Here is a 13,768-nt window from a genome sequence, read left to right on the forward strand (position 1 = left end):
TGGCAGGTGGCGGCCACGAACGAACGCGCTACAGCTACAGGTACAGAACGCGCTACAAGCGGAACGCGGGCGTCGCCGCCATCTCGCCGGGCAGGCCGTTCTCGCTGCGCTCGCGCCGCAGCACGTTGGACACCATGTCCACCTCGGCGCTCAGCGAGCGCACCGCATCGTCCAGCGTCAACAGTCCGATCACGGCGGATTCGCCATCGCGCACGGCCAGCCGGCGCACGCCGTGCGCCAGCATGCTGCGCAGGGCGTCGCTGACGGCGGCGTGGCGTTCGGTGGTGATCACCCCGGGCGTCATCACGCAGGTGACAAGGGCTTCTCCGCAGGCGGGCAGGTCGGCCAGGCCATGCACCACCATGTCGCGGTCCGTGACCACGCCCAGGATGCGCTGGTAGGGCCCGTCCTGCTCGGTGACGAACAGCAGCTTGGCGCGGCGGTCGCGCATCAGCTGCGCCGCTTCGCGCAAGGTACAGGTCGCGGAAACGTGGTGCAGCGCGTGGGAGCACACTTCGTCGACTCTCATGGGTGGCTCCTGTTATCGGTGCGGGGTCCGGATTCACTATATGGTGGCCGTGCCGCGCCACCTTGATCGAACGCAAGGGCGGTGTCGGCGCACTCACGGCGACCGGCGCCAAGCGCCGCGGACGGGTCGGCATGCTCCCGTCCCAGCCCGCCTTCGCCGCGCTGACCGCATGCCGGCTCGGCATCGGCCTGTGCGCGCTGTGCGGATCAGGGCGGCGCGGCCGAAGATTCCGGCGACGCCGCCGCCGGCGCCGGTCAATGCGCATCAATGCGAATCAATGCGCCATCAGCACCGGCACCGTCATGCTGGACAGCAGCGCCTGGGTGACACCGCCCAGCACCAGCTCGCGCATGCGCCCACGTCCGTAGGCGCCCATCACGATGAGATCGGCACCGAAGTCGGCGGCACGCGACAGCAGCAGTTCGCCGACGCCGGCATCGGCCAGCGGCGGCGAACGCTCCAGTGCGGCCTGCACGCCGTGCAGCGCCAGCGCGCGGCAGGCGTGTGCCGGCGGTGTCGCGCTGGCACGCAGGTCGCCCGCGCACAGCAGCAGGGCCTGCGCGCCGGACAGCAGCGGGATGGCGTCATGCAGGGCACGTGCCGCTTCGCGGCTGCCGTTCCAGGCCACGATGGCGCGCGTACCGATGGTGTCGAAGCGGCCGGCGCAAGGCACCACCAGGACCGGCCGGCCCGATTCGAGGATCAGGGATTCGAGGAACTGCGGCCCGACATAGCCCTCCGGCTCGGAAGGATCGGTCTGGCCCGCCACCACCAGTTCGGCCTCGCGCGCTTCGCGCAGCGCCGAGGTGACGGCGTCGCCGTCGGCCTGGCGCCACTCCGATGCGATCGGCAGCGCGTCGACGGCGGCGTGGAAGGCCGCCTCGGCGCGTGCGCGGGTGGCGTCGCGGCGCGCCATGTCTTCCGCCATATAGGTCTCGGCGCCTTCCATCATCGCGTACCAGGCGGGATCGGGTTCGAAGGCGGCGTACAGGCCGATCAGCCTGGCCTGGGCAGCCTGGGCGAGCCGGGCCGCGAGTGCCAGGCGCAGGCTCGAACGCGCCGAGCTGTCGAGATGGACAAGGATGCTGGCTGGGCGCATGGCGGATCCTCCAGGGCGATGCGCGGCGCCGGCGCACTCGCGCGCGCCGGCGGCCGACAGCAGGAAGCGGCAGGAAGCCGCGGGAAGCGGCCTGCGCGCGCCTCAGCGTATCGTGATGCGCTGCTGCGGCGTGGCTTCCTTCTTGGGCAGTACGACCTTCAGCACGCCGTCCTCGTAGCTCGCATCGACGCTGCCCTCGTCGATATTGCTGTCGAGCGTGAAGGCGCGCTGCATGGTGCCGGCGTAGCGCTCGCGGCGGATCACGCGCTCGCCTTCCTTGGTCTCGGAGGCGCGCTCGACCTTGGCCGAGATCATCACCGTGCCGCGCTCCACCGCGACCTGGATGTCCTCCTTCTTGGCGCCGGGGATTTCCGCCACCACGGTGTAGGCCTTGTCGGACTCGCTGACATCGACCTTGAACGGCATGCCGCTGTCGGCGCTGCCGCGCAGCGCGCGCAGCATGCCTTGCATCACATCGCCGATCGGCTCGAGCGAGAAGGGATCATGCAGTCGGATATTGCTCATCGTTCTCTCCTGGGAAGACAGGCGGCGCAACGCCGCCTTGCAAGATGCGCGGCGGATTCAGCGGTGCGCCGCCGGCGCGCCGTTCACGCGCAGTTCATCGATCACATTGACCACCCCCGGCGCGGACCAGGCGGCGCCGACCGTGGCGTCGCGCTCGGCCAGGGAATCCACCTGCCCGCTGAGGGTGACCACGCCATGCTCCACGCGCACATCGATGTGGCGGGCCTCGCGCTGGGCGTGGCGGCACAGGGCGGCCTCGATGCGGCGGGCGACGTCGGGCGGCGTCATGCGCGACTGGACGGTCAGGTAGTTGTGCAGGCCGGTGACGCCGCGCAGATGGCTCACGGTGCGTTCGGCCAGGGCGCGCTGGTAGCCCCACTCGACCTCGCCGCTCAGCGTGATCCAGCCCTTCTCGACGCGCACCTTGATGGCGCCGGCGGGCAGGTTGGCCTGCCACTGCAGCGCCGCGTGCGCGGCCTGGGCCAGCGCTTCGTCGCCGATCGCTTCGCCCGGGCGCACTTCGAGCTGCACCACCACGCCGCGTACGCCCGCGACGCGCTCGGCGGCGCGCTCCGCCGCCAGCTTCTCCGCGTGGCTGCGCAGGTGGCCGCTGAGCGTCACGATGCCGTCGTTGACCTCGACGCCGATGGCGGCGGCGTGCACCGCCGGCTCCCATTCGAGTTCGGCGCTGACATCCTGGTGGAGCTGGGCATCCGTCTTCATGTCGTCCTTCCTCTGCGTTGGCCGGGCCTGTTCGCAATATAGGCGGCGCGCCGCGACCGGCTTTGACCTGGCGCAAGGCCGCGGTGGCGCGCGCGGAGACAATCGGAGACAGGGCGGATGCCGCGCGCGGTCCGCCATCGACGAGGCAGCCGGAGAGGCGAGGGGGCACGATGACAACAGCGGAAGGCAAGGCCTGCACGGGCACGTGCGGTGCCCTGTGCAAGGGATGGCGGGGAGAGGTGGCGACGCGCCTGGACCAGGCCGAGCAGCGTGCGCTGGCGCAGTGCGGCGGAGCCGGGGCCGGCGCGGTCCCGGTGGAAGCGGCGGCCGGTCCGGCCGACCAGGTCGACCGGATCGAGCCGACCGACCAGACCGACCAGACCGACCAGGTCGACTACAAGGACCTGGCCGGCCGCGCCGCCTCGGCGCAAGTGAGCGAGGCGGCGCAGGCGCACGCGCGCCGCGAGCTGGCGGAGATTGCCGCGGCGCGGGCGCGGCTGGCGGCGGGCGACTACGGCATCTGCGCGGACTGCGGGCAGGGCATCCCGCAGCCGCGCCTGCTGGCCTGCCCGACCGCGCGGCGCTGCCTGCCCTGCCAGCGCCAGCACGAGCGGCTGCGGCCGGGCCGGCCGTAGGCGTGGCGGCGGCCTCCGTGGCGCCGCCCGGGTGGCACGGGTGCAGGACTCAGGCGGCTTCGCTGCCGGGGTCCTTCACCAGGCCGATCTCGCGCAGGTAGGACGCCAGCGCCGCGTGGTGCGTGGCCAGGGTGCGGACGATGCCGCTCAGGTCGTCGAGCGAGTAGGCGTCTTCTTCGGCGGCGCGCGCCGGCGCCGGCTCGCCGCCATCATCGGGCACCTCGTGCAGCGCCACGATGCTGCGCGGCAGGCCGAACACCCAGGCGGGCTGCAGCGAGCCCGGCAGGCGTCCCGGCGCCCAGCGCGCGTGGGCAATGTCGTGCAGCAACTGCCGATGGGTATGAGGCACCAGCAGGTAGGCGTGGATCCGGTCGAAGCGGTCCACCGGTACGTGGCGGCAGCGCAGCAGGTCGAGCAGCGCCTCGCGCTGGGCGCCGAAGTCGAGCCGGCGCACGAGCAGCATCACCGCGGTCGGATCGGCGCCGCTCAAGGTGGCGATGGCCTCCTGCATCAGCAGTTCATAACGCGCGAACCACTGCGTGACGGCACCGAACAGGCGCAGGTGTTCGCTGCCCAGGCAGCCCAGGTCTTGCGTGGACATGTCGGTTTCCTCCTGTGCGCGCCTGGGTTTGCGCACGGGCGCGGAGCGCGCGCGCTTGCGCGCCGCGAGCGCCGCGGCCGCCTTGCCGGGCCGCCCTCAGCCGGCGAAGCGGAAGTGCCCGCTGTGCAGGACGATGCGGTGCGCACCGGTCATCTCGAACAGCGCGCGCGCGACGTCCTGGATTTCCTGCCGGTGGTGCTGGAAGGCGCAGAGCAGGTCGTCGGCGCGCAGGGAGCGCGCGCCGAAGTGGTCTTCCAGCGCCTCGGCCGTGACCGAGTAGGTGGCGGGGTGGCCGTCGACCGTGGCCGCGCAGTCCAGGCAGGGGCCGGCCGCGCAGTAGTCGGGCGTGGCGTCCGGAAAGGCAATCTGCTTGTTCATGCCGTGCTCGCTGTGCTGGCTGGATTCCTCCAGCTTCCCTCTACCTACTGTAGCCACTGCCGCCGCAGAACGTGCGCGCCAGCGGTCCCGTGCCGGATGCCGGCTAAGCCGCCGCCGGCTGGCGCGAATCGCTGCGCACCAGCAGCACCGGCAGACGGCTCTTGCGGACGACGCCCTCGGCCACGCTGCCCATCAGCGCGCGCGACAGGCCGCGCCGGCCATGCGTGCCGAGCACCAGCAGGTCGGCGCCGCAGGCCTCGGCTTCGGCGACGATGGAATCGGCGAAATGCCCCGGCGCCGCCGGCCGGGTCACCAGGCGTGTCGTGCAGGGCACGCCGGCCGCCTCGCAGCGCCTGGCGGTGGCGGCGAGCACCTTCTCGCCCCAGGCCTCCAGTTCCCGCCGCATCTGCCCGGGGTCGTAGTAGCGTGCGTCATACAGCATGTCGATGTCGTCGGCGATGAAAATCGCCTGGACGGCGCCGCCGCCGGCCTTGGCCAGGCCGATGGCCTGCTCCATGGCCAGTTCGGCGCAGTGGCTGCCATCCACCGCCAGCAGGATGCGTTGATACATGGTAGGTCTCCCGGCCTTGCGGCGAGCAATGAAAAAAGGGGAAGGGCTCAGGCCGCGGCGCGCGCTTCGGCCTGCTGGCCGCCTGCCGCGGCGGCCGGCTCGCGCACCAGCAGCACGGGCACCTCGCACTCGCGCGCCAGGCTTTCGGCCACGCTGCCGAGCAGCAGGCGGCGCAGGCCGTGGCGCCCGTGCGTGCCGATCACGATCATGTCGGCCTTGCATTCGCTGGCGGCCTGCCGCACCGCGGACGGGATGTCGCCCAGCGTCAGCACATCGTTGACCAGGTGCACGCCGCACGAGACGCCGGCCGCGTCGGCGGCGGCCGCGGCGTCGCGCAGCAGTTCTTCGCCCGCCACTACCAGTTGCGGCCCGAGTGCGCCGGCGTCGACATAGCCCAGGTCGTACTTCAGGTAGCCGTAGTCCACCACGTGCAGGATCTCCAGCCGCGCCTGGGTCGAGGCGGCCAGGGATACCGCCTGCTGCAGGGCCTTTCTGGCGCAGCTGCTGTCATCGATGGCGACGAGGATGGTCTGGGGCATGGCGGGACTCCTGATGATGGGTGGGGGCTGGCGCGGGAGGGCAAGCGCGCTTGGCATGTTTCCGCTCTCTTGATCCACAGTGTGGCGCGGCGGCGGCGGCGCGGCTTGACCTGGATCAGGGAAAGCCGCTGCGGCGCCGCGTTCGCAGCCGGGCGCGCAGATCCGGGCGGCCGGTGCCGCGTTGCAGCGTGCATTTGCCGCCCCGTTAAGCTAGATAATTTCTATATTTCCGAAAATATCGGCTATCAAAGCACGTGGCCCATGATGGGTCGCGGCCGCTCGGCATCCATCGCCCCCATGCCAACGACCACGGCACGCCCGTAACCCGCGTCGCTGATGGCTGCGGTTCCTGTCTGGAGGGGGCAACCATGTCGATATCGCGCAGGCAGTTCCTCAAGGCCACCGGCGGTGCCGCGGCCGGGCTCAGCGTCGCCGGCAATGTACCGGGTCCGGCGCAGGCGGCATCGCCCCCCCGCCGACCTTGGCCGCACGGCCCTACCGTTCCCCACCCGCCCGGTCGCGCGCCTGGCGCAACTCCAGGTGAACATCCCGCTCGCCTTTTCCTATCCGGACGCCGCGTCGCCCTGCGCGGTGATCAAGATGGGCGCGCCGGTGCCCGGTGGCGCGGGACCGGATCACGATGTGGTTGCCTACAGCACGCTGTGCACGCACATGGGCTGTCCCGTTGCCTATGACGCCAAGGCGCGCACCTTCAAGTGCCCGTGCCACTTCAGCATCTTCGATCCGGAGAAGTCCGGGCAGATGGTGTCGGGCCAGGCGACCGAGAACCTCCCGCGGGTGCAACTCGAGTACAACGCCAGCGACGGCACCTTCCGGGCCGTCGGTGTCGAGGGGCTGATCTACGGCCGGCAAGCCAACCTGTTGTAAGCGGAGCGTACCGCCATGGCTACCAACAAGGACCGGGTCGCGCTGCCCCCGGTGAACGCGCAGCGGACGGATCTGACCTGCCACTTCTGCATCGTCGGTTGCGGCTACCACGTCTACAAATGGCCGGAAAACAGCGAAGGCGGGCGGGCGCCGGGCCAGAATGCCCTGGGGCTGGACTTTCGCAAGCAGTTGCCGCCGCTGGCCGTGATCATGACGCCGAACATGCAGAACACGGTCACCGATCGCGACGGCAGCCGGCACAACATCCTGATCGTGCCCGACAAGCGGTGCAGCGTGAACAAAGGGCTGTCGTCGACACGCGGCGGACAGCTCGCCAAGGTGATGTTCAACCCCGATGGGGTCGGCCGCGCCCGCTTGCGCAGCCCGCGTCTCTACCTGGCCGATCAGTGGGTCGATATCGGCTGGGACGATGCGCTGGCGCTCTACGCAGGGGTTACCAAGCGCGTCCTCGATCGCGATGGCCCCGGCGAGCTCGCCTTCGATTGCTTCGACCATGGCGGCGCCGGCGGCGGCTTCGAGAACACCTGGGGAACCGGCAAGCTGATGTTCACGGCACTGCGCACGCCGCTGGTCCGGATCCACAATCGTCCGGCGTACAACTCGGAATGCCACGCGACGCGCGAGATGGGCATCGGTGAACTCAACAACAGCTACGAGGACGCCGAGCTGGCGGACGTGATTGTCGCCATCGGCTGCAACTCCTACGAGACGCAGACCAACTACTTCCTGGCGCACTGGCTGCCCAACCTGCAGGGCCAGACCGTCGACAAGCGCAAGCAGCGCTTCCCGGGCGAGAGCATCGCGCCGGCCAAGGTGATCTTCGTCGATCCACGCCGCACGACAACCATCGCGGTGGCCGAGCAGGCGGCCGGCAAGGACAACGTGCTGCACCTCGATATCGAACCGGGTACCGACATCGCCCTGTTCGACGGGTTGCTGACCTACGTGGTCGACCAGGGCTGGCACGACAAGGAGTTCATCGGCGCTTACACCAAGGGATTCGACGCGGCCCTGCGTGCGAACCACCTGTCACTGGAGGACACCAGCCGGATCACCGGCGTGCCCGTCGGGCGCCTGCGGCGCGCGGCCGAATGGGCCTACAAGCCCAAGGCGTCCGGCCACCGGCCGCACACCATGCACGCCTACGAGAAAGGCATCATCTGGGGCAACGACAACTACCTGATCCAGTCGGCGCTGGTCGACCTGGTGCTGGCAACCCGCAACGTGGGCCGGCGCGGGACGGGCGTGGTCCGCATGGGCGGCCACCAGGAGGGATACGCGCGGCCGCCTTATCCCGGCAAGACCAAGATCTATGTGGACCAGGAGATCATCCACGGCAAGGGCATGATGTACACGGCCTGGGGCGCCAATCCGTTCCAGACCACGCTCAATGCGCAGGAGCACCGCGCCGTGATTCTGCGCCGCACGGCGATCGTGCGGGAGGCGATGGGGCGCCTGCGCGGCGCCTCGGTACCGCAGATGGCCGACGCGGTCTACGACGCCGTGAAGAGCAAGGGTGGGCTGTTCCTGGTCAACATCAACCTCTACCCGACCATGCTGGCCGACGGCGCCCACCTGATGCTGCCGGCCGCGCACCCCGGCGAGATGAACCTGACGTCGATGAACGGCGAGCGCCGCATGCGCCTGTCGCAGCGCTTCATGGATCCGCCGGGGACGGCCCGCCCGGATTGCCTGATCGCCGCCGATATCGCCAATGCGCTGAAGCGGCTCTACCAGGCCGAGGGCAAGCAGGACATGGCCGCCCGCTTCGACGGCTTCGACTGGCGCAGCGAGGAAGATGCCTTCAACGACGGCTTCCGCCAGGCCGGGCAGCCCGGCGCGAGCCCCATCGACAGCCAAGGCGGCGGCACCGGCAACCTGGTGACCTACGAACGCTTGCGTGCCATGGGCAACAACGGCGTGCAGCTGCCGGCCAAGGCCTATCAAGACGGCAAGTTGGTCGGCACGGAAATGCTCTACACCGAGGGCAAGTTCGATACGGCCGACGGCAAGGCCGAGTTCAAGCCGGCGACCTGGCCCGGCTTGCCGAAGCCGGTCGAGGCGCAGAAGGCCAAGTACCACTTCTGGATCAACAACGGCCGTGTCAACGAGGTCTGGCAGACGATGTACCACGATCAGTACAACGAGTTCGTGCGGGCGCGGGTGCCGATGGCCTACCTGGAGCTGAACCCCGAGGACGCGCGTCCGCTCGGCATTGCTTCGGGCGACGTGGTCGAGGTGTTCAACGACTACGGCACGACCTATGCTATGGCTTACCTGGAGCCCGACATCAAGCACAAGCAGGCCTTCATGCAGTTTGCCCACTACAACGGCATCGTCGGCAACGTGACCACGCCCTGGACCGACCGCAATGTCGTGCCCTACTACAAAGGCACCTGGGCGGATCTGCGCCGGGTGGGCAGCAGCGAGGAGTTCAAGGATACCGTCAGCTTCAAGCGGCGACGGTTCGATCCGGCCTGATCTCTGTGCCGTCATGCGTGAGCAGGCACGGCCCGGGCGAAGACGACGGGCCGTGCCCGTAGCCGCTATCGGCCTGTCTGCCTATCTGTTATTTCAAGAGCGTCTTGGCGATGCGCATCTGCTGGTTCTCGAAGGCAGGCGCAAAGTCTTCCAGGTCACGGCCTGACATGCCGACCGCTGCCGATGTCGCCACGGTTTTCCAGGTGCGGATGGCGGCACAGACCTCACCCAGCACACGCCGGACCGTGGCGGAATCCAAGCGAAAATAGCCCGCCACGCTGACTACCGCCTCAATGGAATCGACAGGGCCATAGGCCTCATCGAGCCACAACTTGAGTTCCTGGTCCTTGTCCGGGAACGGATTGATGTCGAATGCGGGCGCCAGGCGCCATTGGCCGTGTGCGACATGCAGGAAGCCGTGGTTCTGCACGTGGTCGTCGACGTTCGTGATGAGCAGATTGAAGGCGAGCCGGCGCCACAGCTCCTGGAGGTCCTGGCCCGGGTCGACGCTGTTTGCGATGATGGTGTCCGCAATCTGCGTGTAGGCATGGTCCTCCTGTCTGGACGCCTGCATCATCGAGCCCGCCGACAGGTAGGGAATCCGGCCGCCGCCTGCAACCCGGTCGAAGCGGCGGATGAGTGCGACGGGGGTGTCCTCAGACATCACGATGCGCGAATCGGCGACGGAGATGCCGGCGGCTGCAGCCAGGTGCAGTGCGAGGACTTCACCGCGCGTCACACTGCGGTCATCCTTCACGCTCGGGAACTTGCCGATGGCCAGGTGTCCGTCTTCGTCTACGATCGTGCATTTCGGTCGCATGCCACCGATGGAGGTGCCGCGGCCGCGAAGGTATCGCAGATCGGCCTCGGTCTCCTGGTTCATCTCCACCGCGCGCGACGCAGCCATCAGCGGCGCGAGCTCGAGCAACGGCGGTGTACCGCGCCCGCCTTCTTCGATGACGCGAAGGAAAGCCCGGGTGTCCGGGGCCCGGAGCCGGATGGCGCCGATCCGGCTCATATCATCGACGCCGAGCAGGTAGTCCATCTCGCTGAGTTCGGCATTCGAAACGGGCTTGCCGTCCTGCTGCGCGGATTTGCGACGCTTGGCGTGATCGCGCGCGATGACCCGGCAGCCCCAGCCGTCCGGCTCGGTGTCCGCGAATGCGAAGTGGAAAATGGAGTCCTCTTTGGATGGTGCCTTGCGGAACTGGTTGCCGTCTACGAGTGGGAGGTCTGGCGAAATGGAAAACTTCGCCGCGTTGGACAGCCAGGTGGCATCGTAGGCGAACGTCGAATGTTCGCGCCGCCCGTCCTTGGCGTAGGCGAGCTCGCCGAGAGGGATGGCACTCTGGCCCAAGGCCACGCCCACATTCTTCTGAGTCAGTGCCATGGGTCAGAGGGCCCCAGAAGGAGGTTTGCGGCCTTTCCCACGTACACGCTGCGGCAATTGCTCGTTCATGAGTGTCAGCCCGATGTCGTCGGCGGCCGTGTCGAGCATGCCGGTGATCTTGTTCAACTCGCCCAGGACGAAGAAGGCCTGCGCAACGGTGCCGATCGGAACGCGGGGGTCGCCTTTCTCCAGCCTGCGCAGCGTGGCCACGGATGTCTGGATGCGTTCCGCCATCGACACCTGTGTCAGCATCCGCCGGCGGCGGGCCAGCGACAGGTCCTGGCCGAGCTTGATCAGCGCACGAGTCACCGGCGTCGGCATGGTGACATCCTTCTTTGCGCTCACATATGAGCGCTTATCGTCGTTAGAGGGGGCCATGTAAGCGCTTACGGATTCCGATTCCCAAGCTTCCAGTATTGGGTCGGACAGCGTGCATGTCAACCGAGAGCGCATATTAGCGCTCACCCATGAGCGATTATGATGGATTGCCGCTCAAACGTGAGCGGTAAGCTAAACAAGGCGCGTGCGGCCTATCCGTAGCGCGTTGGCTGTATCCATCCAGTGCCGCCACCATGCTACTGCGCGCTCATGGCTTGTTTATATTTTATATTTCCATTAGTATGGAAATATGGAAGAACGAGATGCGATCCGCTCCCTCGCCGCGCTGGCCCACGGGCTGCGCCTCGAGGTCTATCGGCTGCTGGTGGTGGCCGGCCACACAGGCCTGACGCCCGGAGCCATTGCGGTGCGCCTGGAGGTGCCCGGCGCCACCTTGTCCTTTCACCTGAAGGAATTGATGCACGCGGGCCTGGTCCTGCAGCAACGGGATGGCCGGCACCTGATCTATCGGGCGGCGTTCGAACATATGAATTCACTGCTGGGCTTCCTGACGGCGAACTGCTGCCAGGGGGACGCCTGCCCGGAAACCACCGCCGCCGGCGGTGTCTGCGAATGTTGAGGGAGAATCCCATGAAGCGCTTTCACGTACACATCCACGTCGATGACCTCGGCAAGAGCATCGCCTTCTATTCCAAGCTGTTCGCGGCGGAGCCGGCGCGGGTCGAAGCCGACTACGCCAAGTGGATGCTCGAGGATCCGCGGGTGAACTTCGCCATCTCGACGCGTGGTACCCAGGCGGGCCTGGACCACCTGGGCTTCCAGACCGACGATGCGGCGGAACTGGCGGAGCTGAAGACGCGCGCCGAGGCGGCCGACATGGCGCTGCTGGACGAGGGCGAGACCACCTGTTGCTACGCGCGCAGCGAGAAGCACTGGATCACGGATCCGCAAGGCATCGCCTGGGAGCACTTCCACACGCTGGGCAACGTGCCGGTCTTCGGCGAAAGCCGGCCGGCCGAGGCGCCCGCTGCTGCCGCTGCCCCTGCTGCCGAATCGGCCTGCTGCGCGCCGCGTGCGCCCAGGGGCAAGCCCATCGGCGTGGCCGTGACGTCCAAGACGTCCTGCTGCTGAGGAGGCCGGCATGGGCGGCAAGACCAACAACGTCCTGATCCTCTGCTCCCACAATTCGGCACGCAGCGTGCTGAGCGAGGGCATGCTCAATCATCTGGCGCAGCAGCTCGGCCGCGACGTCCGCGCGTACAGCGCTGGCAGCGCGCCGAGCGGCCGCATCAACCCGTTCGCGATCGAGGCCCTGCAGAATGCCGGTGTGGAAACGGCCGGTTTCCGCAGCAAGAGCTGGGATGAATTCGTGGCGGATGATGCCCCGCGCATGCGGGTCGTCATCACCGTGTGCGACAGCGCGGCGGCGGAGCAATGTCCCTACTGGCCGGGAAGCCCCGTGAAAGTGCATTGGGGCTACGCCGATCCGTCGAACGCGCAGGGTGGCGATGACGGCAAGCGGGTCGCCTTCGAGCTGACGCGCCAGGCCATCGGCTATCGCATGCTGCAACTGTTGCAACTGCCGCTCGAGGAGATGAGCGACGCCGAGCTGCAGGTCGCGCTGCAGCGCATTGCGCGGAGCTGAACGCCATGGTCGACTTGCGGCACAAGGTTCTGGCGGAGTCGCTGGGCACGGCGCTGCTGCTGGCCATCGTCATCGGTTCGGGCATCATGGCGGAGCGGCTTGCCGGCGGTAATGTCGCCATCGCACTGCTGGCCAACACGGGCGCCACGGTGCTTGGCCTGTACGTACTGATCGAAGTCTTCGGGCCGCTCAGCGGCGCGCACTTCAATCCTGTGGTCAGTGCGGTCATGGCCGTTCGCGGCGAACTGCCGGGCTCCGCGCTGGCGCCGTATCTGCTCGCGCAACTGGCCGGCGCGGTGCTCGGCGCCTGGCTGGCCCATGCCATGTTCGACCTGAGCATCCTGCAGTACTCCACCAAGGTGCGCGGCGGCCCTGGCCAATGGATCGCGGAAGCGGTGGCTACGGCGGGGCTGCTGCTGGTGATCTTGCGGGCGCCGGCGGGCCGTGCCTCGTCCATGGTGGCGGCTTATATTGGCGCGGCTTACTGGTTCACGGCATCCACGTCGTTCGCCAATCCGGCGGCCGCGTTCGGCCGCATGTTCAGCGACAGCTTTGCCGGCATCGCCCCCGCCAGCGTGCCGGGCTTCGTCATCGCACAGTGCGTGGGCGGCGCCATCGGCCTGGGGCTGCACCGGCTGCTGGAGCCGCGAGCGGCGCGGCGTGGCCATCCCAATGTGATCGAGTCCTCGGGCGAGCAGCCGACTGACTGAGCGCGCCGCCATCCTGGCTGTCCGCGCGGGCCCGGGGCTCCTCGCGGCGCAGGCGGGCTTAGGCCCGGGCCTTCCGGCCTGCCGGCGCGCAGGCGGAGGTGGGCACGTCGCAGCCCTGCGCGTCACCCTCGCAGCAGTGCTCCACCAGGAAGCCGATCAGGTCGTTCATCTGCGGGAACTGGACCTGGTACAGCACATTGCGCCCTTCCTGCTGGCCAGCGATCAGCCCCGCATGCGAGAGCTCCTTGAGATGGAAGGACAGGGTAGCCGGCGGGAGGCCGAGCGCTTCCCCGATCTGCCCCGCGTAGAGGCCGGTACGGCCGGCCCGGACCAGCAGGCGGAAAATGGCCAGGCGCGAAGGCTGCGCCAGCGCGGCCAGGGCTTTGACGGCGGCGTCGCTGTTCATGAGGCTTGGGATCGATGCGTCGGCACGGAAAGGGGGTATTGTCCGCCGAAACCGGGGCGGGCGGGGCGTCGCGTCGATGCGCTGCCGTCGGGCAGCGAAGGCGGAGAGCGGAAATCGCGTCGCCATGCGGAATCGTCGCCGGCCGCTGGCCCTTGGGCGGCACTATATTGTCCGCATCGTCGATACAGCGGCGAACGGGATTGGCGTCCCGAACACTTGTGCGTGGAAAGCCGCCGGTTGGCGGCGTTTTGAAGCAGTGCCCGAACCGCACACAGGAGTCCATGTCAT

General features: G+C 68.5%; 18 protein-coding genes and 1 pseudogene. 8 read left to right on the forward strand and 11 right to left on the reverse strand.

Translation table 11 applies throughout. The features are described 5' to 3' along the window. Positions 1–52 precede the first annotated feature (52 nt). The 4 genes from BKK81_RS22345 to BKK81_RS22360 all read right to left on the reverse strand — a co-directional run bounded on the left by BKK81_RS22345 (position 53) and on the right by BKK81_RS22360 (position 2,876). The gene (locus BKK81_RS22345; RefSeq protein WP_071017813.1) at positions 53–529 is read right to left on the reverse strand and encodes a CBS domain-containing protein; all 477 of its coding nucleotides are present in this window, start codon (positions 527–529) and stop codon (positions 53–55) included. Between the two features lie 274 nt (positions 530–803). Then, positions 804–1,628, reverse strand: coding sequence for a universal stress protein (locus BKK81_RS22350; RefSeq protein ID WP_071017814.1), 825 nt, complete (start codon positions 1,626–1,628; stop codon positions 804–806). Between the two features lie 102 nt (positions 1,629–1,730). Next, the gene (locus BKK81_RS22355) at positions 1,731–2,153 is read right to left on the reverse strand and encodes an Hsp20/alpha crystallin family protein (RefSeq protein WP_071017816.1); all 423 of its coding nucleotides are present in this window, start codon (positions 2,151–2,153) and stop codon (positions 1,731–1,733) included. A 57-nt stretch (positions 2,154–2,210) separates the two neighbouring features. Next, entirely contained in the window at positions 2,211–2,876 is a 666-nt protein-coding gene (locus BKK81_RS22360) for a BON domain-containing protein (protein WP_071017818.1), read from the reverse strand. Positions 2,877–3,046: 170 nt separating this feature from the next. Between BKK81_RS22360 and BKK81_RS36105 the strand changes: the two genes are divergently transcribed. Continuing rightward, positions 3,047–3,511, forward strand: coding sequence for a TraR/DksA family transcriptional regulator (locus BKK81_RS36105; RefSeq protein ID WP_083384350.1), 465 nt, complete (start codon positions 3,047–3,049; stop codon positions 3,509–3,511). Positions 3,512–3,560: 49 nt separating this feature from the next. On the opposite strand, the gene BKK81_RS22370 is transcribed toward BKK81_RS36105, so the two are convergent. The 4 genes from BKK81_RS22370 to BKK81_RS22385 all read right to left on the reverse strand — a co-directional run bounded on the left by BKK81_RS22370 (position 3,561) and on the right by BKK81_RS22385 (position 5,600). Continuing rightward, a complete protein-coding gene (locus tag BKK81_RS22370) occupies positions 3,561–4,112 on the reverse strand; it encodes a hypothetical protein (protein WP_071017820.1) in 552 nt (183 codons plus the stop codon). A 96-nt stretch (positions 4,113–4,208) separates the two neighbouring features. Further along, positions 4,209–4,490, reverse strand: coding sequence for a DUF1488 domain-containing protein (locus BKK81_RS22375; RefSeq protein ID WP_071017822.1), 282 nt, complete (start codon positions 4,488–4,490; stop codon positions 4,209–4,211). A 103-nt stretch (positions 4,491–4,593) separates the two neighbouring features. Next, positions 4,594–5,061 carry a universal stress protein gene (locus BKK81_RS22380; protein ID WP_071017824.1) on the reverse strand — a complete coding sequence of 156 codons (468 nt, stop codon included), beginning with the start codon at positions 5,059–5,061 and terminating at the stop codon, positions 4,594–4,596. A 47-nt stretch (positions 5,062–5,108) separates the two neighbouring features. Beyond that, positions 5,109–5,600 carry a universal stress protein gene (locus BKK81_RS22385; protein ID WP_071017825.1) on the reverse strand — a complete coding sequence of 164 codons (492 nt, stop codon included), beginning with the start codon at positions 5,598–5,600 and terminating at the stop codon, positions 5,109–5,111. A 368-nt stretch (positions 5,601–5,968) separates the two neighbouring features. Between BKK81_RS22385 and BKK81_RS36945 the strand changes: the two are divergent. From BKK81_RS36945 to BKK81_RS22395, 3 genes and pseudogenes are all read left to right on the forward strand, one after another. Beyond that, positions 5,969–6,022 (forward strand): annotated as a pseudogene (locus tag BKK81_RS36945) (twin-arginine translocation signal domain-containing protein); the annotation flags it as partial. Between the two features lie 118 nt (positions 6,023–6,140). Further along, the gene (locus tag BKK81_RS22390; protein WP_335582884.1) at positions 6,141–6,488 is read left to right on the forward strand and encodes an arsenate reductase (azurin) small subunit; all 348 of its coding nucleotides are present in this window, start codon (positions 6,141–6,143) and stop codon (positions 6,486–6,488) included. Positions 6,489–6,503: 15 nt separating this feature from the next. Beyond that, positions 6,504–8,990 carry an arsenate reductase (azurin) large subunit gene (locus BKK81_RS22395; RefSeq protein WP_071017827.1) on the forward strand — a complete coding sequence of 829 codons (2,487 nt, stop codon included), beginning with the start codon at positions 6,504–6,506 and terminating at the stop codon, positions 8,988–8,990. Positions 8,991–9,078: 88 nt separating this feature from the next. Here BKK81_RS22395 and BKK81_RS22400 read toward each other — a convergent pair whose 3' ends face one another. Then, a complete protein-coding gene (locus tag BKK81_RS22400) occupies positions 9,079–10,380 on the reverse strand; it encodes a type II toxin-antitoxin system HipA family toxin (RefSeq protein WP_071017829.1) in 1,302 nt (433 codons plus the stop codon). Between the two features lie 3 nt (positions 10,381–10,383). Further along, positions 10,384–10,725, reverse strand: a complete 342-nt coding sequence (locus BKK81_RS22405) for a helix-turn-helix domain-containing protein (protein WP_335582885.1) — start codon at positions 10,723–10,725, stop codon at positions 10,384–10,386. 283 nt (positions 10,726–11,008) lie between these two features. Here BKK81_RS22405 and BKK81_RS22410 point away from each other — a divergent pair, with 283 nt between their 5' ends. Genes BKK81_RS22410 through BKK81_RS22425 form a run of 4 tightly spaced genes read left to right on the forward strand, consistent with a single transcriptional unit; the run spans position 11,009 to position 13,074 of the window. Further along, positions 11,009–11,338, forward strand: coding sequence for an ArsR/SmtB family transcription factor (locus tag BKK81_RS22410; protein WP_071017832.1), 330 nt, complete (start codon positions 11,009–11,011; stop codon positions 11,336–11,338). Positions 11,339–11,349: 11 nt separating this feature from the next. Next, complete coding sequence (locus tag BKK81_RS22415) at positions 11,350–11,850, forward strand: ArsI/CadI family heavy metal resistance metalloenzyme (protein ID WP_071017834.1); 501 nt, start codon at positions 11,350–11,352, stop codon at positions 11,848–11,850. A gap of 10 nt (positions 11,851–11,860) precedes the next feature. Next, entirely contained in the window at positions 11,861–12,364 is a 504-nt protein-coding gene (locus BKK81_RS22420) for an arsenate reductase ArsC (protein ID WP_071017836.1), read from the forward strand. Between the two features lie 5 nt (positions 12,365–12,369). After that, the gene (locus BKK81_RS22425) at positions 12,370–13,074 is read left to right on the forward strand and encodes an aquaporin (RefSeq protein WP_071017838.1); all 705 of its coding nucleotides are present in this window, start codon (positions 12,370–12,372) and stop codon (positions 13,072–13,074) included. Positions 13,075–13,132: 58 nt separating this feature from the next. Here the strand turns inward: BKK81_RS22425 and BKK81_RS22430 are convergent, their stop codons facing one another. After that, a complete protein-coding gene (locus BKK81_RS22430; RefSeq protein WP_071017840.1) occupies positions 13,133–13,480 on the reverse strand; it encodes an ArsR/SmtB family transcription factor in 348 nt (115 codons plus the stop codon). Positions 13,481–13,768: the final 288 nt, after the last annotated feature.

The organism is Cupriavidus sp. USMAHM13, assembly GCF_001854285.1.
GTDB lineage: Bacteria > Pseudomonadota > Gammaproteobacteria > Burkholderiales > Burkholderiaceae > Cupriavidus > Cupriavidus malaysiensis.

Excerpts from the sequence above, each read along its gene's own strand:
- BKK81_RS22345 (WP_071017813.1), bottom strand. The coding sequence starts at position 529 with ATGAGAGTCGACGAAGTGTGCTCCCACGCGCTGCACCACGTTTCCGCG.
- BKK81_RS22350 (WP_071017814.1), bottom strand. The coding sequence starts at position 1,628 with ATGCGCCCAGCCAGCATCCTTGTCCATCTCGACAGCTCGGCGCGTTCG.
- BKK81_RS22355 (WP_071017816.1), bottom strand. The coding sequence starts at position 2,153 with ATGAGCAATATCCGACTGCATGATCCCTTCTCGCTCGAGCCGATCGGC.
- BKK81_RS22360 (WP_071017818.1), bottom strand. The coding sequence starts at position 2,876 with ATGAAGACGGATGCCCAGCTCCACCAGGATGTCAGCGCCGAACTCGAA.
- BKK81_RS36105 (WP_083384350.1), top strand. The coding sequence starts at position 3,047 with ATGACAACAGCGGAAGGCAAGGCCTGCACGGGCACGTGCGGTGCCCTG.
- BKK81_RS22370 (WP_071017820.1), bottom strand. The coding sequence starts at position 4,112 with ATGTCCACGCAAGACCTGGGCTGCCTGGGCAGCGAACACCTGCGCCTG.
- BKK81_RS22375 (WP_071017822.1), bottom strand. The coding sequence starts at position 4,490 with ATGAACAAGCAGATTGCCTTTCCGGACGCCACGCCCGACTACTGCGCG.
- BKK81_RS22380 (WP_071017824.1), bottom strand. The coding sequence starts at position 5,061 with ATGTATCAACGCATCCTGCTGGCGGTGGATGGCAGCCACTGCGCCGAA.
- BKK81_RS22385 (WP_071017825.1), bottom strand. The coding sequence starts at position 5,600 with ATGCCCCAGACCATCCTCGTCGCCATCGATGACAGCAGCTGCGCCAGA.
- BKK81_RS22395 (WP_071017827.1), top strand. The coding sequence starts at position 6,504 with ATGGCTACCAACAAGGACCGGGTCGCGCTGCCCCCGGTGAACGCGCAG.
- BKK81_RS22400 (WP_071017829.1), bottom strand. The coding sequence starts at position 10,380 with ATGGCACTGACTCAGAAGAATGTGGGCGTGGCCTTGGGCCAGAGTGCC.
- BKK81_RS22410 (WP_071017832.1), top strand. The coding sequence starts at position 11,009 with ATGGAAGAACGAGATGCGATCCGCTCCCTCGCCGCGCTGGCCCACGGG.
- BKK81_RS22415 (WP_071017834.1), top strand. The coding sequence starts at position 11,350 with ATGAAGCGCTTTCACGTACACATCCACGTCGATGACCTCGGCAAGAGC.
- BKK81_RS22420 (WP_071017836.1), top strand. The coding sequence starts at position 11,861 with ATGGGCGGCAAGACCAACAACGTCCTGATCCTCTGCTCCCACAATTCG.
- BKK81_RS22425 (WP_071017838.1), top strand. The coding sequence starts at position 12,370 with ATGGTCGACTTGCGGCACAAGGTTCTGGCGGAGTCGCTGGGCACGGCG.
- BKK81_RS22430 (WP_071017840.1), bottom strand. The coding sequence starts at position 13,480 with ATGAACAGCGACGCCGCCGTCAAAGCCCTGGCCGCGCTGGCGCAGCCT.